The sequence below is a fragment of the Parvibaculum sp. genome, assembly GCF_030694575.1.
Lineage (GTDB): Bacteria > Pseudomonadota > Alphaproteobacteria > Parvibaculales > Parvibaculaceae > Parvibaculum.
In genome coordinates, this window is the sequence record NZ_JAUYUS010000092.1 from 1 (window position 1) to 21,641 (window position 21,641).

20 protein-coding genes are annotated in these 21,641 nt (G+C 66.1%); 11 read left to right on the top strand and 9 right to left on the bottom strand.

Going from position 1 to position 21,641, the window contains the following annotated elements:
• Positions 1-1,190: HAD-IC family P-type ATPase (locus tag Q8S60_RS12445; protein WP_305668598.1), on the bottom strand; the 1,190-nt coding region annotated here is incomplete at its 3' end.
• A 208-nt stretch (positions 1,191-1,398) separates the two neighbouring features.
• Here Q8S60_RS12445 and Q8S60_RS12450 point away from each other — a divergent pair.
• Together Q8S60_RS12450 and Q8S60_RS12455 are read left to right on the top strand one after the other, a co-directional pair.
• On the top strand, positions 1,399-3,246 hold the full coding sequence (locus Q8S60_RS12450; RefSeq protein ID WP_305275808.1) for an autotransporter assembly complex family protein: 1,848 nt from the start codon (positions 1,399-1,401) through the stop codon (positions 3,244-3,246).
• Entirely contained in the window at positions 3,246-7,430 is a 4,185-nt protein-coding gene (locus tag Q8S60_RS12455; RefSeq protein WP_305275807.1) for a translocation/assembly module TamB domain-containing protein, read from the top strand. The genes Q8S60_RS12450 and Q8S60_RS12455 overlap by 1 nt, the downstream gene beginning before the upstream one ends.
• Before the next feature lie 9 nt (positions 7,431-7,439).
• On the opposite strand, the gene Q8S60_RS12460 is transcribed toward Q8S60_RS12455, so the two are convergent.
• Positions 7,440-7,808, bottom strand: coding sequence for a hypothetical protein (locus Q8S60_RS12460; RefSeq protein ID WP_305275806.1), 369 nt, complete (start codon positions 7,806-7,808; stop codon positions 7,440-7,442).
• A gap of 289 nt (positions 7,809-8,097) precedes the next feature.
• On the opposite strand from Q8S60_RS12460, the gene Q8S60_RS12465 reads away from it, so the two are divergent.
• The 3 genes from Q8S60_RS12465 to Q8S60_RS12475 all read left to right on the top strand — a co-directional run bounded on the left by Q8S60_RS12465 (position 8,098) and on the right by Q8S60_RS12475 (position 10,473).
• Positions 8,098-8,418, top strand: coding sequence for a 2Fe-2S iron-sulfur cluster-binding protein (locus Q8S60_RS12465; protein ID WP_305275805.1), 321 nt, complete (start codon positions 8,098-8,100; stop codon positions 8,416-8,418).
• A 72-nt stretch (positions 8,419-8,490) separates the two neighbouring features.
• Positions 8,491-9,588 carry a ferritin-like domain-containing protein gene (locus tag Q8S60_RS12470; RefSeq protein ID WP_305275804.1) on the top strand — a complete coding sequence of 366 codons (1,098 nt, stop codon included), beginning with the start codon at positions 8,491-8,493 and terminating at the stop codon, positions 9,586-9,588.
• Positions 9,589-9,669: 81 nt separating this feature from the next.
• Entirely contained in the window at positions 9,670-10,473 is an 804-nt protein-coding gene (locus Q8S60_RS12475) for a PAS domain S-box protein (RefSeq protein WP_305275803.1), read from the top strand.
• On the opposite strand, the gene Q8S60_RS12480 is transcribed toward Q8S60_RS12475, so the two are convergent.
• The 3 genes from Q8S60_RS12480 to Q8S60_RS12490 form a co-directional block, all read right to left on the bottom strand.
• A complete protein-coding gene (locus Q8S60_RS12480) occupies positions 10,470-11,492 on the bottom strand; it encodes an NADP-dependent oxidoreductase (protein WP_305275802.1) in 1,023 nt (340 codons plus the stop codon). The genes Q8S60_RS12475 and Q8S60_RS12480 overlap by 4 nt on opposite strands.
• 19 nt (positions 11,493-11,511) lie before the next feature.
• Positions 11,512-13,407, bottom strand: a complete 1,896-nt coding sequence (locus Q8S60_RS12485; protein ID WP_305275801.1) for an alkyl/aryl-sulfatase — start codon at positions 13,405-13,407, stop codon at positions 11,512-11,514.
• 121 nt (positions 13,408-13,528) lie between these two features.
• Positions 13,529-14,044 (bottom strand): PAS domain-containing protein, encoded by a 516-nt coding sequence (locus Q8S60_RS12490; protein ID WP_305275800.1) that lies wholly within the window; start codon positions 14,042-14,044, stop codon positions 13,529-13,531.
• 345 nt (positions 14,045-14,389) lie between these two features.
• Between Q8S60_RS12490 and exbB the strand changes: the two genes are divergently transcribed.
• From exbB to Q8S60_RS12505, 3 genes are read left to right on the top strand one after another with little or no spacing between them, the layout of a single operon-like run.
• On the top strand, positions 14,390-15,316 hold the full coding sequence (gene exbB, locus Q8S60_RS12495) for a tonB-system energizer ExbB (protein WP_305275799.1): 927 nt from the start codon (positions 14,390-14,392) through the stop codon (positions 15,314-15,316).
• A 3-nt stretch (positions 15,317-15,319) separates the two neighbouring features.
• Positions 15,320-15,745 carry a TonB system transport protein ExbD gene (exbD, locus tag Q8S60_RS12500; RefSeq protein ID WP_305275798.1) on the top strand — a complete coding sequence of 142 codons (426 nt, stop codon included), beginning with the start codon at positions 15,320-15,322 and terminating at the stop codon, positions 15,743-15,745.
• On the top strand, positions 15,742-16,494 hold the full coding sequence (locus tag Q8S60_RS12505) for an energy transducer TonB (RefSeq protein WP_305668599.1): 753 nt from the start codon (positions 15,742-15,744) through the stop codon (positions 16,492-16,494). Before exbD ends, Q8S60_RS12505 begins: the two co-directional genes overlap by 4 nt.
• A 4-nt stretch (positions 16,495-16,498) precedes the next feature.
• Here the strand turns inward: Q8S60_RS12505 and Q8S60_RS12510 are convergent, their stop codons facing one another.
• From Q8S60_RS12510 to Q8S60_RS12525, 4 genes are all read right to left on the bottom strand, one after another.
• Entirely contained in the window at positions 16,499-17,236 is a 738-nt protein-coding gene (locus tag Q8S60_RS12510) for an SDR family NAD(P)-dependent oxidoreductase (protein ID WP_305275796.1), read from the bottom strand.
• Between the two features lie 5 nt (positions 17,237-17,241).
• Positions 17,242-18,054, bottom strand: a complete 813-nt coding sequence (locus Q8S60_RS12515) for a crotonase/enoyl-CoA hydratase family protein (protein ID WP_305275795.1) — start codon at positions 18,052-18,054, stop codon at positions 17,242-17,244.
• 88 nt (positions 18,055-18,142) lie between these two features.
• Complete coding sequence (locus Q8S60_RS12520) at positions 18,143-18,355, bottom strand: hypothetical protein (RefSeq protein WP_305275794.1); 213 nt, start codon at positions 18,353-18,355, stop codon at positions 18,143-18,145.
• A gap of 8 nt (positions 18,356-18,363) precedes the next feature.
• The gene (locus Q8S60_RS12525) at positions 18,364-19,341 is read right to left on the bottom strand and encodes a nitronate monooxygenase family protein (protein ID WP_305275793.1); all 978 of its coding nucleotides are present in this window, start codon (positions 19,339-19,341) and stop codon (positions 18,364-18,366) included.
• Between the two features lie 261 nt (positions 19,342-19,602).
• On the opposite strand from Q8S60_RS12525, the gene Q8S60_RS12530 reads away from it, so the two are divergent.
• Genes Q8S60_RS12530 through Q8S60_RS12540 form a run of 3 tightly spaced genes read left to right on the top strand, consistent with a single transcriptional unit; the run spans position 19,603 to position 21,563 of the window.
• Positions 19,603-20,070, top strand: a complete 468-nt coding sequence (locus Q8S60_RS12530; protein ID WP_305275792.1) for a DUF1330 domain-containing protein — start codon at positions 19,603-19,605, stop codon at positions 20,068-20,070.
• Positions 20,071-20,973 (top strand): haloalkane dehalogenase, encoded by a 903-nt coding sequence (locus Q8S60_RS12535; protein ID WP_305275791.1) that lies wholly within the window; start codon positions 20,071-20,073, stop codon positions 20,971-20,973.
• 11 nt (positions 20,974-20,984) lie between these two features.
• Complete coding sequence (locus Q8S60_RS12540; RefSeq protein ID WP_305275790.1) at positions 20,985-21,563, top strand: TetR/AcrR family transcriptional regulator; 579 nt, start codon at positions 20,985-20,987, stop codon at positions 21,561-21,563.
• Positions 21,564-21,641 lie beyond the last annotated feature (78 nt).

Here is a 21,641-nt window from a genome sequence, read left to right on the forward strand (position 1 = left end):
CGCCCCGTCGCCACCATGATGGACATGGGCGTGGCGAGGCCGAGCGCGCAGGGGCAGGCGATGATGAGGACGGAGACGGCGGCGACCAGCGCGTGAGCGAGCGCGGGCGCGGGGCCGAAGAGGCTCCATGCGGCGAAGGCGAGGATGGCGACGGCGATGACGGCGGGGACGAAGATGCCGGCGACCTTGTCGGCGAGGCCCTGAATGGGCGCGCGCGAACGGCCCGCTTCCGCGACGAGGGCGACGATGCGGGCGAGCATGGTTTCCTCGCCGACGCCTTCGGCGCGCATGAGGAAACTGCCGGAGCCGTTCAATGTGCCGGCGATGAGGCGGGCGCCCGGTTCCTTTTCGACGGGGAGCGACTCGCCGGTGATCATGGATTCGTCGACCGCGCTGCGGCCTTCGACCAGTTCGCCGTCGACGGGGACGCGCTCGCCGGGGCGGACGCGGAGCATGTCGCCTTTTGCGATGTCTTCGAGGGGGACTTCCTCGTCGGTCCCATTCACCTCTTTGTTTTTCGGCAGGCGGCGGGCGGTGCGGGGGGCGAGGTCGAGAAGGGCGCGGAGCGCGTCGCCCGTGCGCTCGCGGGCGCGGAGTTCCAGCACCTGGCCGAGCAGGACCAGAGCGGTGATGATTGCGGCGGCCTCGAAATAGAGCGGCACGGCGCCATGCGCATCGCGGAAGGCGGGCGGGAAAATGCCGGGGGCGAGGACGGCGGCGAGCGAATAGAGGTAGGCGGCGCCGGTGCCCATGGCGATCAGGGTGAACATGTTGAGGTTCATCGTGCGGAGCGAGGCCCAGCCACGGACGAAGAAGGGCCAGCCCGCCCAGAGGACGACGGGGGTCGCCAGCGCCAGTTGCAGCCAGCCGGAAGCTGTGGCGCTCAGGGGAATGTGGAGGCCGAGGAGGTGGGCGCCCATTTCCATCGCGAAGAGGGGGAGAGCGAGGACGGCGCCGACCCAGAACCGGCGCGTCATGTCCTTCAACTCTTCATTCTCGGGCTTTTCGCGCGAGACGGTCATGGGTTCCAGCGCCATGCCGCAGATGGGGCAGGAACCGGGGCCATCCGCCACGATCTCCGGGTGCATGGGGCAGGTGTATTTCGAGCCGGGGGCGGCGGCCTTCGGCGCGTGGCCGTGGGCGTGGCCGTGAGCATGGCAGCAGGAGGGGGCAGTATTTTCGGCGTTCATAAGGTCTCCGGAGCTTTCCAGCTTGTTGGCGCGTTGTCCGTGAGGCGAATATGGGGCTTCCAGTAACGGGAAGGTCAAGGCCCGCAAAGGCTTGACGCCCCCGCGCGGGGCTGGCACTTCGCTATTGGGGGACTCGAGAGGCCGACAAGGAGAGTATGTCCGGCATGGCGGCAGGAATGCGTGCGGGCGACCCGGCCGAGGAGCGCCCATGAGAGGCGCATCGCGGCGCGCGGTCCCGGTCCTCATCGCGCTGGCGCTGGCCGCCGGCTTCGAGGCACCGACGCGCGCGGCCGGGGCGGAGAGTTCCTATTCATGGGACCGGCCCAAGGCGGCGCTCGCCTTCACCACCGAGGTGAGGGGGCGGCGCATTCCCGACTACCTGCGGACGCTGCTGGAAGACGCACGCGAGCTGAGCCCGGACGCCGAGAACGGCGCGCCGCCGCCGACGACGCTGTCGCAATTGCGGCGGCGGGCGCAGGAGGACGCGAAGCGGCTCGACGAGGTGCTGCGCTCGGAAGCCTATTACAACGGCAGCGTGGCGGCTTCGGTGCGGCAGGCGGCGGGCGGCGATTTCGAGGTGATCTATTTCGTCATCCTGGGCCCGCGCACGATGATCCGCGACTTCAACATCGTCTATAGCGGCCATCCGCAGGGCGGAGAGGGGATGCCGATGACGGGGGCGGAACTCGGCCTCGAACCCGGCAAGGCGGCGCGGGCGGAGCGCGTGATCGAACTCACGAGCGCGGCGATCTCCCATCTGCACAATAACGGCTATCCGAACGCGGCGCTGGACCGGCGGCGCGTGATCGTGGACCTGTCGTCGGAGGCGGCGGATGTGACGCTCTACGTGTCGGCGGGGGACCGCTACCGCTTCGGGCCGGTGTTCGTTTCCCATGCGGAGGGAGCGGAGGGGCGGACCGACCCGGACTATGTGCGTTCGCTCACGACGTTCCGGGACGGCGACGTCTACGACCGCAGTGAAATCGACAAGACGACGGACGAGTTGCGCGAGACGGGGCTCTTCACCGGCATCTCGATTTCTTCCGGCGAGCCGGTGGACGGCACGCTGCCGCAGCGGATCGAACTCACGGAACGCAAGCCGCGCACAGTCCGGCTCGGCGCGAGCTGGTCGTCGAGCGAGGGCGCGGGCGTGCGCGGAAGCTGGGAGCACCGCAACCTCTTCCGCCGGGCGGAGCGGCTGACGCTCGGGCTTTCGATCGCGCAGATCGCGCAGGCGGCGACGGCGGATTTCCGCAAGCCCGATTTCCTGCGGCGCGACCAGAGCCTGCTGGCGAGTTTCGAAATCGCGCATGAGGACAGCGATGCCTACAAGGAAAGCCGGATCAAGACGGGCGTGTCGCTGGAGCGCGTTCTGAGCGAGCGGTGGAAGGGTACGGCCGGCGTCACCTTCCAGGTGACGGAGACGGAGGATTCCAACGGGCGCATCTCCTATCAGCTTTTCGGCGTGCCGGTGACGCTGCGCTACGACAGCGCGGACGACCTGCTCGATCCGACCGAGGGCATACGCGCGATGGCGGGAGCGACGCCCTATTTCGGCACCAGCGACGGGAAGCCGACAACATTCACGAAGCTCGAAGCGACGGGCGCGACCTATCTCTCGCCCGCCGACGAGATCACCTTCGCGTTTCGCGGGCGCTGGGGCATGATCGCGGCGGAGGAGACGGTGGACGTGCCGGGCTCGACGCGCTTCTTCGCGGGCGGCGGCGGCTCGGTGCGCGGCTATGGCTACCAGATGGCGGGGCCGCTCGACGCGCAGGGCGACCCGACGGGCGGACGCTCCGTACTCGAAGCAAATGTGGAAGCGCGCTACCGGGCGACCGAGACGATCGGCGTCGTCGCCTTCATCGATGGCGGGCAGGCCTATGAAAACGTGGTGCCGTCTCTGGGCGACGAGCTGCTGTGGGGAACGGGGCTGGGGCTGCGCTACTACACGCCCATCGGGCCGGTGCGCGCGGATGTGGCGATACCGCTCAACCGGCGGCACGGCGTGGACGACGCGTTCCAGATCTATGTGTCGCTGGGGCAGGCCTTCTGATGACGGAGCGGGAAACATACCGGGCGACGATGGGCCTGATACCGCGGATCGGACGCGGGCTCCTCGGGCTCGGCTTCGCGCTGGCGGGGCTTGCGCTCGCGGCGATCGTGCTCGCCGTCGCGGTTCTCAATATTCCGGCCGCGCGGCACGGGCTGCTCCACTTCACGCTCGCGACCGTCAACACGGGCGAGACGCAAATCCGGATCGGCGACATCGGCGGGACATGGCCGGGGCAGTTGCGGCTGCGCGACCTCGAAATCGCCGATGCGGACGGCACGTGGCTCACGCTCGCGAATGCCGATCTCGACTGGCGGCCGCTGGCGCTGTGGCGGGGCGAGGTGCATGTGACGCTGTTCGAGGTGGCGGGACTGGAGGTCGTGCGCGTGCCGGGTGGCGAGGACAGCGCGGAGAATGAAGGGTTCTCGCTGCCGGTTCTGCCGTTCGATATCAGGATCGATACTTTCGGGATAAAGGAGACGCGGCTCGGGCGCGATGTCATCGGCGAGGAGGTCCTGTTCGATGCGTCGGGCTCGGCGCAGGCCACACGCCGCGTGACGCAGCTCGAACTCAATGCGATGCGGCGGGACGACGTGCCTGGCGAGGCGGCGGTTTCGCTGCTCTATTGGGGCGGGCCGGAGCGCGGGCGGCTGCGGGCGCAGGTGACGGATGGCGGCGCGGGCAAGCCCGGCATCGCGGCTCGGCTTTTCGGCGGCGGCGATTTCGAACGGCTGACGCTGACGGCGACGGGCGAAAGCCTGGCCGGGCTGATGACCGGCGAAGTGAAGGCGGAAGCGGGTGACTTCGTGCAGGCGGATGTCGAGGCACATGGCGCCATCGGCGAGCGGATCAACCTCACCTTCAACGCAGAAGCATCGGGCAGGCTGGTGGCGCGCGAACTCGAGTTCATCGGCGCGCCCCGGCGGGTCGCCATCAGGGGCAAGCTGACGGAGACGGAACGCGATGTGTTCCTGCTCGATGCACTGAACGTCGAAGCGGGCGAACTTCACCTGACGGGCGCGGCGACCGCGCGGCAGCTTGCGGCGGGGCCATACAGCATCGAGGCGGAGGGATCCCTGACGGGGCTCGGCCGGATGCTCGACCTGGAGGAGGCGGACCTTCTCGAAACCGTCGGCTGGCGGATCAAGGGCGACGCCGACGACGCGCTGACGGCGGCGAGGATAGAGGAAGCGGCGGTGACGACCGGCGCGGGCGTGGCGCGCTTCCGGGGCATACTCGATTTCGGCGACGTCTTTGCGATGTCGGGCGATGGCGAGGCCGAGATAACCGATCTCGCACCCCTGGGCGAGATGCTCGGCCAGCCGATGCGCGGGACGGCGCAAGTGTCGCTTTCGGATTTCACGCTCGAAGGCGATGCGGGGCGCGGCGACATTGCGCTGGAGACGAGCGCCATCGCGACGGACGATCCGGCGCTCGACCGGCTGCTGGCGCAAGGCATGGCCGGCACCGCTGCATTCCGGCTGGAAGAGGACGGCGCGATCGCCCTGCCCGGCATTTCGATCAAGGCGGGAGAGGGCTTCAGCCTGGACGGGAATTTCGCGTTGAGCGCGGAAGAGGTGGCGACCGGCGAGGCGACGCTTCAGGTTGCCGAGATTGGCGCACTGCTGCCGGATGCGGATGCGACCGGGACATTGACGGCGACGGCGCGGATCGACGGACCGCTGAGGACGGCGAATGCGGCGCTCAAGGCGGAACTGAGCGGCGGGACGCTGGCCGGGTTCGACGCAAGGCGCGCGACGGTCGAGGCGAGCCTCGCGAATGGGCGGGGGCCCCTCGCCTTCCGGCTCGAGGGACGCGACGGACGGGCAACGCTCGACACGCAGGTGACGCTGCCCGAGGAAGGCGGCGCGCGGCTCGACGCGATCGAGGCGAATGTTTTCGGCGCGCAGGCCGCCGGCACGGTTTCGATTTCGCCTGAGGGGCTTGCGAGCGGACATATCGGCGGCGAGCGCGTGGCGCTGCAGCCACTCGGCAAGCTGGCGGGGATCGCGCTCGAAGGCCGCGCCGACATTGCGCTCGATCTTGCCGCGCGGGCGGAGAAGCAGGATGCGCTGCTGACGCTGACGTCGCGGCGGATCGACGTGCAACTTGCAGACAGCCTGACTCTGGAGCGGGTGGATGTGCGCGTGGCGCTCGCCGATCTCATGGGCGACGCCGTCGTCGACGCGCGGGCGGAAGCGGAGGGCGGCGCGTCGGGCAATACGCGCTTCACGACGCTCGCCCTGACGGCGGCGGGGCCGCTGGAGCGGCTGGAGATTGCCGCACATCTGGCGGGCGAGCGGCTGACGCTGAAGGCGGAGCCTGTGAGGCTCGACATCGAGGCGCTTTACGAGCCGGACGGAATAACCGTGCGGAGGTTCGACGGGGCCATCGGCGGCGAGACGGCGGCGCTGGCGCGGCCCTTCAAGCTGGAGATGGCGGAGGGGCTTATCCGGGCGCGGGCGATGGCGCTCGAGTTCAACGGCGCGGCGGGACCGGGCAGCCTGACGGGCGCGCTGACGCTGCGGGCGCGGGCGGCGCAGGTGACGCTCGATATCGACAAGCTGCCGCTCGAACTGCTTTCGCCGGTGGTGCCGACGGAGGTGACGGGGGGCACGGTGTCCGGCACGGTCGAGATGGATACGGGACGCGAGCAGGCGGAGGTCAGGCTCCGCATTGCCGATGTGCAACTGGTGGAAAGCGGGCTTGAAGAGCGGCCGAGTTTCAACGCCACCGCCGATGCGACATGGGCAGGGCGGCGGCTGACGCTGAATGCGCGCGCGCTCGGCGTTTCCGAGGAGCCTTTCATTCTCCGCGCATCGCTGCCGCTGGTGCGTGACAGAGAGGGCGCGTGGCCGATGCTGCCGACGCGCGGCGCGGTGGACGGGAGCCTGACATGGAACGGGCCGCTGGCTTCGCTGATGGCGCTGTTCGACCTGCCGGGGCAGCGGCTGACGGGCGATGCCGACATTTCGCTGACGGCGGAGGGCGATATTTCCGCGCCGCTCGTTTCCGGCCGGGCGCGCATTGCGAACGGCACGTTCGAGAATTTCGAAACCGGCACGGCGATGCGCGATCTCGACATCACCATTCGCGGCGAACGGAGCGAAGCGATGAGCTTCACGATGAGCGCGCGCGACAGCGATAACGGGCGGCTGACCGGCGAAGGCACGGTGTCGCTTGCCGCCGGTGCGGCGCCCGCCGTCGATATCCGCACGCGCTTTGCCAACATGCAGGTGGTGCGGCGGCAGGACCTCGTGCTGGCGGTGGATGGAGACCTAACTCTGACGGGCCCTGCCCTGCCGCCGAGCCTCGATGCGCCGCTGCTGCTGCAGGGCGTGCTGACGACGACCGATGCGCGCTTTCACGTGCCGGAGAAGCTGCCGGGCGGCGTCGCGCATATCGACGTCATCGTGGTGCAGGGACCGGGCGAGGCGGACAGCGTGGAAGAGCCGGTGGCGGCGCCGCCGCTGCCGCTGATGCTCGATGTGCGGCTGGCGATCGGCAATCCGCCGGCGCGGGTGACGGGACGCGGGATCGACTCGCTGTGGACCGGCTCCGTCACCGTGACAGGGCTCGCGGAAGACCCGACGGTGACAGGCAAGCTGAGCAGCATGCGCGGCACGCTCGACTTCGCGGGGAAAACCTTCACGCTCACACGGGGCAACGTGACCTTTGCCGGGGAGCGGCCGGTGGACCCGCTGCTCGACATCGCGCTCGACTATGAGCGGAGCGATTTCGAGGCGACGGTTTCGGTGACGGGACGCGGCTCCTCGCCGAAGATCGGGCTCAGCTCCAATCCATCGCTGCCGCGCGACGAAATCATCGCGCGCATCCTGTTCGAGAAGGGCGTGGGCGAGCTGACCGCGTTCGAGGCGGCGCAGCTTGCGAACACGGCGGCGGAGCTTTCCGGCGGCGGCTTCGGCGGGTTCGGGATATTGGGCGAGATACAGAACACGCTCGGGCTCGACGTGCTGCGCGTGGACCAGGGCACGTCGGGCGGGACCACGGTTTCGGCCGGCAAGTATCTCCGGAAGGGCGTCTATGTGGGCGTCGAGCAGGGCGCGCTGGCGAGCGACAGCAGCGTGAAGGTCGAAATCGACATCACCGACAATATCAGCGTGGACACGAAGCTCGGCAACGACGCCTCGAGCGATGTCGGCGTCAACTGGAAGTGGGACTACTGAGACTTCCGCCTAGCGGGCGACGCCGTCCGGCGTGATGCCCTGCCGCGTCGTGGAGCCGGCGCTGAAATCGTTGATCCGGTCGAGCTGCTTCTGCTTCTGGATCTTCTCCTCGCGCTGCCGGCGCTCATATTCTTCCGCATACATTTCGGCGTCGTGGAGTTCCGGCGTGTCGTACTCCTCGTCGATATCCGAGCGGTAGTTGACGGGCGGCGAGTCGACGGGGTCCGAGAGCTCGTAAAGCGCGCCGGAATCGGCGGGCGGCGTTTCCCCGGCTTCCTGAGCCTGCAGCGGAGCGGCGGCGAAGACGAGGGCGAAGGCCGCACCGGCCGCCCAGGCGCGCGTTCTCACCCCGGCGAGGGAAATTACTGTTCCGGTCATTCGACACCCTTCCTTCATCAACCGCCCCAGCCCCGGCAGGGACCGTCCGAACGGGAACTATACAGGAAAGCCGCCAAGCCGGCACTCGCGGATTTCAGCCGGAAAGTGGCCGCCGCCGCCCGATGACGGCAGCGGGGGCCGGACGATCTGCCGCAGCCGCAACGGGCCGGCGGACACTCTGTCGCGGGGGTCCGGGCAGGGAAAATAGGTACAGTTTTTATGTGGGTATTACCCCCCGGCAAGACCCCATGAAGGGGCGAGACGGAAACGATCCGAGACGGCGGGAGCGATGACGAAGGTTACTTATATCGAGTTCAACGGAACGGAACACAGCGTCGATGTCGCCGACGGCCTGTCGGTGATGGAGGGTGCGGTTCGCTACACCATTCCCGGCATCGAAGGCGATTGCGGCGGCGCCTGCGCCTGCGCGACCTGCCACGTCTATGTGGAGGGCGGCTGGTTCGACAAGCTTGCGCCAATGGATGAACTCGAACGCGACATGCTCGATTTCGCCTTCGACGTGAAAGAGAACAGCCGCCTTTCCTGCCAGATCAAGGTCGACCCGTCGCTCGACGGGCTCGTCGTGAAGACGCCCGCGCGCCAGTACTAGAGAGACATAGCGAGATCAGGAACCACCGGCCGCACAGAAGAGAAAACAAGCGGCCAAGTCAGGAGGAAGACCATGAGTGCCAATGCCAAGGTCGTCTCGAAGGGCGACTGGAAAGTTTCGATGACGCCGGACGACATCTATCGCAACCCGATGGATATCGCCTGGACGTTCAAATACATCTTTTCGGAAGACAAGGTCGAAGACCTCTACAAGCGGGCGAAGCAGAACCAGTGGGATTCCGACGACCTGCTGCCGTGGGACACGCAGGTGGACCCGTCGCGCCCGCTGATCGCGAACGACAGCGACATCTACCACAAGATGCCGTTCTTCAAGCGGCTGTCGAAATCGCAGCAGGAAACCTTCACCGCGCATTCGACGGCGCAACTGCTGTCGCAGTTCCTGCATGGCGAGCAGGGCGCGCTGATGACGGCGGCCTGCGTCACGCATTCCGTGCCGGACGCGGGTGCGAAACTCTATGCCGCCACGCAGACGATGGACGAGGCGCGGCATGTGGAGGTCTATGCCAAATATTGCGAGAAGATCGCGCTCGTCTACCCGATGTCGCCGTGGCTGAAGCAGCTGATCGACGTGACGCTGCAATCCGACCGCTACGAGAAGGTGATGATCGGCATGAACATGATCGTGGAGGGGCTCGCGCTCGGCGCCTTCAACAACATGTACCGCACGACGACCTGCCCGCTTCTGAAGCAGCTCACCTTCAACGTGATGCGCGATGAATCGCGGCATGTGTCGTTCGGCCACGTGTTTCTCGGGCCGGTGTTCAAGAAGATGCACAAGGACGACCTCGAGGAACTCGCCGAGTTCGCGTTCCAGGCGGTCAACATTCTCGTCAAGGCGCAGACGGCGGGGACGATCGCCAACAAGGTCGATCCCGGCTTCATGCAGGTGCTGGAGAACAGCGGCATCGACGCCGACGACTTCTTCAAGGGATTGAAGGAGGCCCAGGACGCGGGTATCGCCAGCGAGTTGCCGCCCGGCCAGGTGCATGCGCTGAAGGATCTGATGATGCCGGCGCTGGCACGCGTCGGGTTGCTGACGCCGACCGCGCGCAAGAAGTACGACGAAGCGGGCATTCCCGTGTTCGACGACATCCGCGTGCTGCAGGCGATGGAAGGCGGACATCCGACCGGCGAAGCCGCGGCGGAGTAGGACGAAGGGGAACCGAGGGCGTTCCGGCGGTTCGGGCCGCCGGGACGCCACCGGCTATTGTCGCGTGGAAGGAGAGACGAGATGGCGAAGGCAGGCAAGACGGACGGGCGCGACGAGGAGCAACCGGATTTCCACCGCACACTGGTGGAGGGCATACCGGAGGCGATCATCGTTTCGACGCCGGAGGGAGAGATCACCTATTTCAATCCCGCCTCCGAACGGCTGCTCGGCTACAAGGCGGGTGAGGTGACCGGCAAGAGCATCACCGTGCTCGTGCCGCAGCAACCGGGACGCCGCGCCGATCCCGTGAAGTGGCTGGCGCGCTGGGCGGCGGAGCCGGAACACGAACAATCGCGCTTTCTCGACCTGATCGGGCGGCACAAGGACGGGCACGAGATGCCGGTCGATGTGCGCGTGGTGGAGGCGAGCATCGGCGGCGCACCGCGCTTCCTCATCACGTTCCGCGACAACAGCGTGCGGCGGCAGGAGCAGATCGCCTACAAGGACCGCAACCTGCTGTTCTCGCGCATCCTGATGGTGGCGGAAGACGGGATCATCTCGGTCGATGCGGAGCAGAAGATTTCGTTCTTCAACCTGAAGGCGGAGAAGATGTTCGGCTACCGGGCGGAAGAAGTGCTGGGACAGCCGCTCGACATGCTGCTGCCCGAACGGTTCCGCAGGCCGCATACCGGACAGGTGAAGGCCTTCGGCACATCGAAGGACGCCTCACGCTGGATGAGCGAGCGCGGGCCGGTGACGGGGCGCCGCAAGGACGGCACGGAATTCCCGGTCGACGCGACCATCACCAAGGTCGAGAGCGGTGGCAAGATCACCTATACGGCGCATTTGCGCAGCAGCGCGGGCAAGACAACCCGCCTTGGTTAGGGTACCTCCGCGACCTTGACCACCAGCTTGCCGATATTGCCGCCGTCGAAGAGCTTGTTGACGGCGACGGGCGCGTTTTCGAGGCCGTCAACGATGGTTTCGCGGTGCTTGAGCTTGCCCTCGGCGACCCAGGTGGCGAGTTGCGTCGCGCCTTCGGCGAACTTCGCCATGAAGTCGATGACGATGAAGCCGCGCACCTCGATGCGGCGCATGAGGATGGGCGAGAAGTCGGCGCGCATGGCCGGATCGCCGGTGTTGTAGCCGGAAATCATGCCGCAGAGAGGCATGCGGCTGAACAGGTTCATTCGCGCCATGACGGCTTCCATGATCTCGCCGCCGACATTTTCAAAGTTGACGTCGATGCCGTCGGGCGTCGCGGCCTCAAGCTGTTCGCGCCAATCCTTCCGCTTGTAGTCCACCGCCGCGTCGAAGCCGAGATCCTCGACGATGTGGCGGCACTTGTCCGGCCCGCCCGCGATGCCGACGGCGCGGCAGCCCTTGATCTTCGCGATCTGGCCGACGATGGAGCCGACGGCGCCGGCGGCCGCAGAGACAAGGACGGTGTTGCCCGGTTCGGGGCGGCCAAGCTCCAGCAGACCGAAATAGGCGGTGAGGCCCGTCATGCCGCAGGCGCCGAGCATGGTGGGAAGGCCAACGGGCAGCCCCTTCGGCAGTACGCCCATCGCGCTCATGCCTTCATCGGCGATGCAGTAGTCCTGCCAGCCGGTGAGGCCGCTGACATGATCGCCTTCCTTGTAGCGCGACGAATTCGACTTCACGACGACGCCGATGCCGCCGCCGCGCATGACCGCGCCGATTTCGACGGGCGGCATGTATTGATCCATGTCGCTCATCCAGATGCGGTTGGTCGGATCGAGGCTGAGATAGAGGACGCGGATGAGCGCCTCGCCGGGGCCGGGCTCGGGGATCGGCTGCTCGACAAAATCGAAATTCGAGGTTTCGATGCGGCCGGTGGGGCGCGTCTTCAGGCGGAACTGGCGGTTGACGTCGTTCTTCATGTTTTTTCTCCAGGGGGCCTCACGGCATCACGATTTCGAACCAGAAGTCGAAGCGGTCGAGCATCGACAGGAGATCGGCAAAGGGCTCGCGCGCGCCTTCGATCGTCATCGATTTGTCGGCAAGCGCGGCGGCGAAGGCGCGTTCGCCGATGACGAGTTCGGCCAGCACGGCGCGGGTGAGAGAGACGGACGGCGCCCTGGGGTCTTTTCTTTTCGCGTAGTGGTGCAGCACCGCGTTTTCGAGCGTCACAAGGAAGTGCTCGTTCGTGTCGGTGAAGTGGATGTTGAGCGCGATTTCATGCGCGCCCGCCTTTTCGCCGTTGAGGCGGACGGAGAGCGAATCCAGCAACTGCTCCGCCGGGAGCGCGCGCATCTGGCCCGCCGCGCCCTGACGCGGCTCGGTGGCGGGCGGACGCGGATTGCGAAGCTCCATCGCGGCGGTGAGATAGAAGCCGCGCCACGGACCGGACTCCGCCTGATAGCCGAGCTGTTCCAGCGCATCGGCCTGCAGGTGGCGGGCGTCCGCATTGTCCGGGTCGGCGAAGACGAGGTGGTTCACGAGTTCGGCAACCCAGCGATAGTCGCCATGCTCGTAGGCGGCGCGGGCTTTTTTCAGCAGCGCGTCCGCGCCGCCCGCGAGATCGACGTAGCGCTTGCCGGCTTCGACGGGCGGATGCTTGTGGAGGTTGGCGGGGTTGCCGTCGAACCAGCCGAGATAGCGCTGGTAGACGGCCTTGGCGTTGTGATTGAGCGTGCCGTAATAGCCACGCGTGTACCATTCGGAAGCGAGGGTCGGCGGCAGGGCCAGTTCCTCGGCGATTTCCAGCGGCGTGAGGCCGTGGTTCGCCATGCGGAGCGTCTGGTCGTGGACATATTTATAGAGGTCGCGCTGCTTCTTCAGGAAGGCGACCGCCGTTTCGCTGCCCCAGCGCGGCCAGTGATGGCTGGCGAAGAGGACATCGGCTTCCTTGCCGAAGAGCTCGATCGCCTCGTCGATGTACCAGCTCCACGACTTCGCGTCGCGGACCTGCGCGCCGCGCGGCGTGTAGATGTTGTGGAGGTGGCAGGAGCAGTTCTCGGCCATGCAGAGCGCCTTGAACTGCGGGAAGTAGAAATTCATTTCGGCGGGCGCTTCGGTGTCGGGCGTGACCTGGAAGACGATCTCGACGCCGTCGACGACGATCTTCGTGCCCGTCTGCGAGATGCTCTCTGTCGGCGGCACGAGGCTCACCTGCCCCATCGACACGGTCTTGCCGAGACCGGCGTCGATATGGCCTTTCGCGTTTCGCGGCAGGAGCGCGCCATACATATAAGTGGCGCGACGGCCCATCGCGTTGCCCGCCAGCACGTTTTCGCTGACGGCTTCCTCGAGGAAGCCTTCGGGCGCGATGATGCGCAGCCCGTTCTTGATGTCCTCGTCGCTCAGCACGCCGCGCACGCCGCCGTAGTGGTCGACATGGCTGTGGGTGTAGATGACGGCGGTGACGGGCTTGTCGCCGCGGTGCTGGCGCATCAATGCGAGCGCGGCGGCGGCAGGCTCGGCGGAGATCAGCGGGTCGATGACAATGTAGCCGGTGTCGCCTTCGATGAAGGTGATGTTGGAGAGGTCGAAGTTGCGGACCTGATAGATGCCGGGCACGACCTCGAACAGGCCGTGGACGAGATTGAGCTTCGCCTGACGCCAGAGGCTGGGGTTCACCGTATCCGGGCAGCCGCAGCCATCGCCCTGAAAGGCGAAGGTGCTCATGTCCCAGACGGCATGGCCCGCTTCGTTGAGGATTTTCGCATCGGGGATCGTGCCCATGAAGCCGCGCGTGGCAAGGCCCATGTCCTCGTCCGTATCCGGCGGCAACTGCCGCGCGAGGGCGGCATGTGCGCGGCGCGTGGCTTCCGTGGCGTCTTTCGGCTGTTCCATCGTTCCCCCTGCTCCCTCTTTCGAGAGGGATTGTTTTTTCCGTTCCTGCCGGAAGGCACGGACCGAAGGGGGAGACTACATCGCCGAGGCGAGGGCACAAAGGGCGGCGTTGCCGGCTTTCCTATGCTTCGCCCGTCATCGAAAAATGAGTGACGAGATAGAGCATGTCGATCTCGGCGCCTGTCGTGCTCAAGGGGGCCATGATCATTTCGAAGCGGATGAAGCTCTTGTCCTGATGAAGGACCCGCCCGGTCGCGCGGAGCGGCGCGCCGATTTCGAGGAGGGCGGCGGCGGCACTGCGCCAGCGCTCCAGGATTTCAGGTGCGAGCACCGCGGGAAGCGGCTTGTTATGGATGGGGCCGAAGACTTCCTCGAACTTCGAGCCGGCGAGGCGCGGGAAAATCTCGAGACCGCCGGGGGCCTTTCGCAACTCGAACAGGCAGAGATGCGGCAGGAGGCGGACAATGTCTTCCGGCCTGATGTCGGAGCGGAGCGGCATGGGGCGCCCGGCGGCCTGCTTCTGCCAATAGGCAAGACCTTCGCGGACTTCCGGCGCGACGCATTCGAGCGCCGGGTCGAGATCGATCGGCGGCAGCGCGATCGATCTGTAGCTCAGGCTTTCGTTGGTCATCCGCATGTTCGGCACCTCCCCACCCGGCACTCCCAAGCCGACCGAAAGAGCCTAATACGGCCCTGAAAAAAGGCAAAACGCCGATTTTTCGAGAGGGAACCGGCCAGTTTGCGGCGGCGCCCGCGAGATGCGTCACAAAATCGCTGGCAGGAAGCAAAGTATGATATTGCGAGGCATTATTATTTGTGTTTGAACAGCGGCTGGAAGCGTATGCGGCTTGCGCCGATGCGCGCAATCAGTGGTGGCCGACAGGCGCACCGGTTCGCCGGGAAACGATCCGGGAACGGCCGGGCGTTGCCGGCATTGGTACCGTCGCCGGACTGTCGCGGCGCATGAGTGGATGGTGACGAGATGGCAAACGGCAAGATGCTTTCGGGACGCAGGATTTTTCTCCGCCTATCGCTCCCGACGATGCTGGCCGCTCTCCTGAGTGCGTTCGTTTTCGCCGTGCCGCTGCAAGCGCAGGAAGCGCCGGTTGCCGGGACCCCGGTTGCCGAAGAGATGACGCCGGCGGAGGGCTCCATCGGCGTTACCGAGGAAATGGCGGCGGGAGACGAAGTCCTGCTTGCGGGCGAAGGGGAACTGCTGCCGAACGATCTTTCGCCCTGGGGCATGTTCATGTCGGCGGACATCGTTGTGAAGGCGGTGATGATCGGGCTCGTCTTCGCGTCGATCGTGACATGGACGATCTGGCTCGCGAAGAAAACCGAGATCACGCGCGCGCGAGGACGGGCGCGGAGCGGCTTCGCGGCGCTTGCCTCGGCAACCTCGCTCGAGGAGGCGAACGACAAGCTGCGCATGGCGAAAGGTCCGGTGCCGCAGCTCGCGCAGGCCGCGATGCGCGAGGTTCAGCTTTCCGGCATGTCACCCGAAAAGGAGGGCGTGAAGGAACGCATCGCGTGGCGCTTCCAGCGCATCGAGGCGAACACGGCGCGCGAAATCGGCATCGGCACCGGCGTGCTCGCGACCATCGGCGCTACGGCACCTTTCGTCGGCCTGTTCGGCACGGTGTGGGGCATCATGAACAGCTTCATCGGCATCGCTCATACGCAGACGACCAACCTCGCGGTTGTGGCGCCCGGCATCGCCGAGGCGCTGCTCGCGACGGGGCTCGGCCTCGTGGCCGCCATTCCGGCGGTGGTCATCTACAATTCCTTCTCGCGCTCGATTGCCGGCTACCGCGCCATCGTCGCCGACAGTTCGGCGGAGCTGCTGCGTCTGGTCAGCCGCGATCTCGACCAGGGCCGCAGCCCGCGCCTTGCGAAGGCGGCGGACTGAGCCATGGCCGTCAGACTGGACCATGGCGACGACGATCTCGCCGAGACGCATGAAATCAACGTCACGCCGTTCATCGACGTGATCCTCGTGCTGCTCATCATCTTCATGATCGCCGCGCCGCTGGCGACGGTCGACATTCCGGTCGATCTGCCCGCCGCCAATGCCGCGCCGCAGCCGCGCCCGACCGAGCCCGTGTATCTGTCGGTGAAGTCGGACCTCAGCGTGGTGCTGGGCGAAGAGACGGTGCCGCCCGGCTTTCTCCGCAGCGCGCTCGACCAGCAGACGAAGGGCGACCGCGAGCAGCGCGTGTTCCTGCGCGCCGACAAGACGGTCGATTACGGCGACCTGATGCAGGTGATGAACGAGCTTCGCGCGGCCGGCTATCTCAAGATCGCACTTGTGGGGCTCGACGCTTCGGAAGCGCCATGAGCATTGCGGGCACAGCGGACGACATGAGCCTGACGGGCGCGAGGCCCGCGTGGCGGGGCGGCGCGATCTTCGCGGTTGCCGCCCATGCGACGCTTGCAGCCGCCATTCTTTTCTGGCCGTTCGGTCCCCGGACACCGCCGGAAGTCGCCGCGGCGATCAGCATCGATCTCGCGCCCGTCGTGACCGCGCCGCAGCAGCCGCCGACGGAAGCGCCGCCCGGGCCGCAGCGCGAGGAGGCGCCGCCGGAAGAGGTGGTGGAGCCCGAGCGCCTGCCCGAGCCGCCCCTGCCGCGCATCGAGCATGCGGAACTGCCGAAGCCGCCGGAAGAGAAGCCCCAGGAAAAGCCGGAACCGGAACGCGAGGTGCAGCTCGAGACGAGCGCGCCGCAGGCCGTGGCCGCGCCGCCGGCGGACATCGCAGCCGCGCCCGTCAACGCGCCGCCCAACGCCGCCGAGATGCGCGCCATGCCGAGCTATCAGCAATTGTTGCTGGCGCATCTCGAACGCCACAAGAAATATCCGCGGGACGCGCGGCGGCGGATGCAGGAAGGCACGGCGCAGCTTTACTTCAGGGTGGACCGCAAGGGCCATGTGCTCCAATACAGCCTTCAGGCGAGTTCCGGCTATGCCGCGCTCGACGAGGAGGTGTTGGCGATGGTGAAGCGCGCGGAGCCGCTGCCCGCGCTGCCGAAGGAAATCGCCGGCGAGACGAAGGACTTTCGCGTGCCGGTGGTCTTCGACCTGAAGTAGGTCATCAGGACAGGATCAGGCCGCCATCGACGATGATGGTCTGGCCGTAGATGTAGGACGAGAGCGGCGAGGCGAGGAAGAGCGCCGCGCCCGCCATGTCCTCCGGCGTGCCGAGGCGGCCGGCGGGAATGCCGCGGATCGCCATTTCGCGGCGCTTCGGATCTTCCGTCGTGACCTTGGTGAGCTTCGTGTCCACAAGTCCGGGCGCGATGCCGTTGACGCGAATGCCGTCGCCCGCCCATGCCTCGCCGAGCGTGCGCGTGAGGCCGACGGCGCCGGTCTTCGAGGCGTTGTAGGCGGGGTTGCCGCGCGTCGCATGGAAGCCGGCCGTGGAGCTTACCGTGATGAGGGAGCCCTTGGCGGCGGCGAGCATGTCGTGGAATTTTATCGCGCAGGCCATGAGGCTGTTGAGGTTGACGTCCATCACCTTCTGGAAGCCGTCCATTTTGAATTCGCCGCGCTTGTAGATGACGGTGCCCTGGCAGAGGACGAGGATGTCGAGCTTCGCGAAGGGCGGCCGGTACACCTCGATGGCGTCGAAGTCGGCGACGTCCATGTGCGCGTAGTGGAGGCCGGTGAGGTCGGAGCCTTCGGCGCCCTCGTAATCCTTCGCTGAAGGTCTTGTGCCCCAGACATGAACGTCGGCGCCGCGCGTGCGATAGGCCTGCGCGATGCCGTTGCCGATGCCGCTGGAGCCGCCGACGACGAGCGCGGTCTTGCCCGAGAAATCGAGGTCCTTCATGCCGATCACCCGGCGAAGTTCGGGCGGCGTTTTTCGAGATTGGCCATGATGGCTTCCTTCTGATGCGCACCGCCGATGAGCTTGTCCTGTTCGACGGATTCGGCCAGCAGGATCGCGGCGGCGTCATTGTCCGGCGCGTCGTTGAGGATGCGCTTGGCGGCGCGGATCGCGGAGGGGCTCTTGTCGGCGATCTCGCGCGCGACGGTCAGCGCCTCGGCGTAAGGATCGTTGCAGAGCCGCGTCGCAAAGCCGTAAGAGAGCGCATCGTCGGCCTCGAAAATGCGGCCGGTATAGGTGAGGTCGCGGATGATGTCCTCGCGCGCGAGGCCCTTCATCAGGAACATGCCGGCCATATCGGGCACGAGGCCCCATTTGATTTCCATGACAGAGAAGCGCGTGCCCGGCGCGACGAAACGCATGTCGGCACCGAGCGCTACCTGGAAGCCGCCGCCAAAGGCAACGCCGTGAACGGCCGCGATGACCGGCACCGGAATATCGCGCCAGACGAGCGCCGCATATTGCGCCCGGTTGGCGATGCCATGCGTGCGCGCCGCCAGCCGGCCGGTGATTTCCGATTTGTTCGCGTCGCGCTCGCCGCTCGCCATGCGGCCGAAATTGCTCATGTCGAGCCCGGCGCAAAAGGCGCGGCCCTCGCCGGAGATGACGACGGCGCGCACGGCGCTGTCGGACTTCAGCTTTTCGCCGGTTTCGAGCAGCGCCATAAACATGGCATCGTCGAGCGCGTTCATCTTGTCGCTGCGTACGAGGCGCACATCGGCGACGCCGTCCGTGATTGTCGTCCTGACGCGGTCTTCCATGAGCAGAGCCTCCCGATCATTTTTCGTATTCAGTTTCAAGAGTCATAGCGGCACGGCGGGCGAATACAAGACCGCGCCGCCGGGCCGCCTATTCCCCGACGTCACGGTAGAAGAAGGACGCCGTCACCACGCCGATGACGAGCGCGATGCCGAGAAAATCGAGCCAGACCCACTCGGCATCGAAGGGAAGCGGCACGCCGGCGAGGCGGAGCAGCGCCTCCGCCCCGACGACCAGCGACGCGCCCGCCGCGCATGTAAGGACATGCGCGGCGATGCGGCCGTGGGTGACATGCCAGGCCACGATGCCGGTCAGGCGGCCAGCAAGCCTTCGAGGCGTTTGCGGATGATCGTTTCCGCTTCCGACATCATGCGGTCGATCAGTTCCTTGCAGGTGGGAATGTCGTGGATCAACCCCGCGACCATGCCACAGCTCCAGGCGCCGGCATCCATGTCGCCTTCCTGCATGACGCGCGGATAGACGCCGCCCACCAGTTCGCGGATGTCCTCGATGCCGAGGCTCGCGCCTTTCTCGCGCTCGATCTGGACGATCTTCTCGACCGCCGGGTTGCTCAGCACGCGCTCGGTGTTGCGGAGCGGACGCATGATGAGGCGGGTGTCGAGTTCCGACGCGGCGATCAGCGCCTTCTTCACATTCTCATGCACCGGCGCTTCCTTCGTGGCGATGAAGCGCGTGCCCATGTTGATGCCGTCGGCACCGAGCGCCAGCGCGGCGACGAGCTGCGAGGCCGTGCCCATGCCGCCCGAAGCGACGAAGGGGATCTTCAGTTCTTCCGCCGCGCGGGGCAGCAGGATCATGTTCGGAATGTCGTCCTCGCCCGGATGGCCGCCGCACTCGAAACCGTCGACGCTGACGGCGTCGCAGCCGATGCGCTCTGCCTTCAGCGAGTGGCGGACGGAGGTGCATTTGTGGATGACCTTGATGCCCGCTTCCTTCATCGCCGGCATGTAGGCTTCGGGGCTGCGGCCCGCCGTTTCCACGATGCGGACGCCGCCATCGATGATCGCCTTGATGTATTCCGGGTAGGGCGGATTGGCGAAGCCGGGCAGGAAGGTGAGGTTCACGCCGAAGGGCTTGTCGGTCATCTTGTTGCACTTCGCGATTTCCTTCGCGAGCAGTTCCGGCGTCGGCTGGGTGAGGCCGGTGATGATGCCGAGGCCGCCAGCATTGGACACGGCCGCCGCCATCTCAGCGAGGCCGACGAAATGCATGCCGCCCTGGATGATCGGGTGCTTTATGCCGAAAAGCTCTGTGATGCGCGTCTTCATATAGATGTCTCCCGGGTGTCCCTGGCTTGCGTAACGATGCGCCGAAACGGGTTGGTTCCTGTTCAGGTGCGGACGATAGCCCTAACGGCGTGACGGCGAAACTCGTCTCTGGCCGGGCACCCGTTCAAAAGCGAACAACCGGCCGACAGACATGCAGCCTGCCGCAACGGCAGAACGAGCATTTCTGCCCTCTTGAGAAATGGCATGTTGAGTGTCAATATCATCGCAACGTTACATTCGGGCAAAGCAGGAGCCTGCGGCATGCAAGTTATCAATGAGGTCTTCCCGACCGATCCGGAGCACATCAAGCAGATGATGGAGCCGGGACCCGAAGGTCCGATCTTCATGGTGAACCTGCTCAAGTTCAAGGAGCGGGCGGAATACAAGGACGGACGGGCGAGCGACCTCAGCGGGCGCGACGCCTACATGATCTATGGCCGCGCGGTGAGCGAGCTGCTGCCGAAATTCGGCGGCGGGCCGGTCTTCGCGGGCGACGTCACCTTTCTCGCCCTCGGGCAGGCGGAAGAGCTTTGGGACGAAATCGCCATCGCGACCTATCCGAACCGGCGGGCGATGCTCGACATGTCGATGTCGCCGGAGTGGCGGGAGATCGCGGTGCATCGCGATGCGGGGCTCGCGGGCCAGCTCAATATCGAGACGGTGCTGCAGGAGGGCTTCGACTCGCCGCTTGCCGCAATGATGAAGGGCATCGCGAAGGGGGCGCGCTGAATGGACGTTCTGCGTACGCCGGACGAGCGCTTCGCCAAGCTCGAAGGTTACGATTTCGCGCCGCATTACTTCACCGTGACGGATGAGGACGGCACGCCGGTCCGCATCCATTATGTGGATGAGGGCCCGGCGGACGCGAAGCCGATCCTGCTGATGCACGGCAATCCGACATGGGCCTATCTCTACCGCAAGATGATCCGGCCGCTGGCAGCGGCGGGCCACCGCGTGATCGCGGTCGACCTCGTCGGCTGCGGGCGCTCCGACAAGCCGGCCAGGAAAGCCGACTACACGCTGGCGCGGCATTACGACTGGATGTCGAAATGGCTGACGGGGATGGACCTGAGCGGCATCACTCTCTTCTGCCAGGATTGGGGCGGCACGATCGGGCTCTATCTCACCGCGAAACATCCCGAGCGTTTCGACCGCGCGATCGCCTCCAATACGGGGTTGCCGACGGGCGACGGCGAGAGCGAGTTCATGAAGATGTGGGTTGGCATGATGCGGGACGCGACGACGTTTCCGCTCGACCAACTACTGCCGGGGGGCATGGTGCACAAGCCGACGGCGGGGGAGCTCGCGGCCTATAACGCGCCCTTCCCGTCCGACGACTACATGGCGGGGATCATTTCCTTTCCGCTGCTGATCGCCGTGCAACCGGACAATCCGGGCGTGCCGATTAACAAGGAAGCGTGGAAAAGCCTCGAGCGCTTCGACAAGCCGTTCCTGACGCTCTTCGGCGAACTCGATCCGGTGGCGAAGGGTGCCGACAAGGCGATGCAGGCGCGCATTCCGGGCGCCAGGGGACAGCCGCATCATACATTTCCCGACGCACATCATTTCATTCAGGAGGACGTGCCGGACGGACTTGTCGAACATATCCTGCGCTTTATCGCAACCGCCTGAGGCAGATCGAAATGGCGCATACGCCCAAGGCGGAAGACGGACGAAAACTTCGCAGCGAGGAAAGCAGACGCAGGATTGTCGAGGCGCTGTTCGAGATCACACGTTCCGGCACAATGGCGCCGAGCGCGGCGCAGGTCGCGGAGAAGGCCGGTGTCGGCGTGCGCACGGTTTTCCGTCATTTCGAGGAGATGGACAGTCTCTACAGCGAAATGTCGGAACAAACCGCCGCGCGCATCCTGCCGGTCGTGCGGGCGCCCTACACCGCCAGCACATGGCGCGGGCGGCTGGACGAACTGCTTGAGCGGCGTTTCGGCATCTATGAGGAAATATTGCCGATCAAGATGGCCGGCGACATCTACCGCTTTCGCTCGTCCTTCCTGATGCAGGATTATCAATATTATCTGCAGGTGGAGCGCGAGACGCTTTACGAGGTGCTGCCCGCGCGCATCGCGAAAAACAGGAAACTCGCGGAAACGCTGCTGCTGCTGGCGAGCTTCCAGACATGGCGCCAGTTGCGGCAGGACCAGGATTTGAGCGCCGAGGAGACGGGGGACACGGTCCGGGCGGCCATCGGAAGGCTGACCGAGTAACGCGCCCGGTCTTGACGGCTCCATGTTATGTCACTCATAGTGCCAATAATTCAACGATGAACAAAGCGGGGGTGGGGA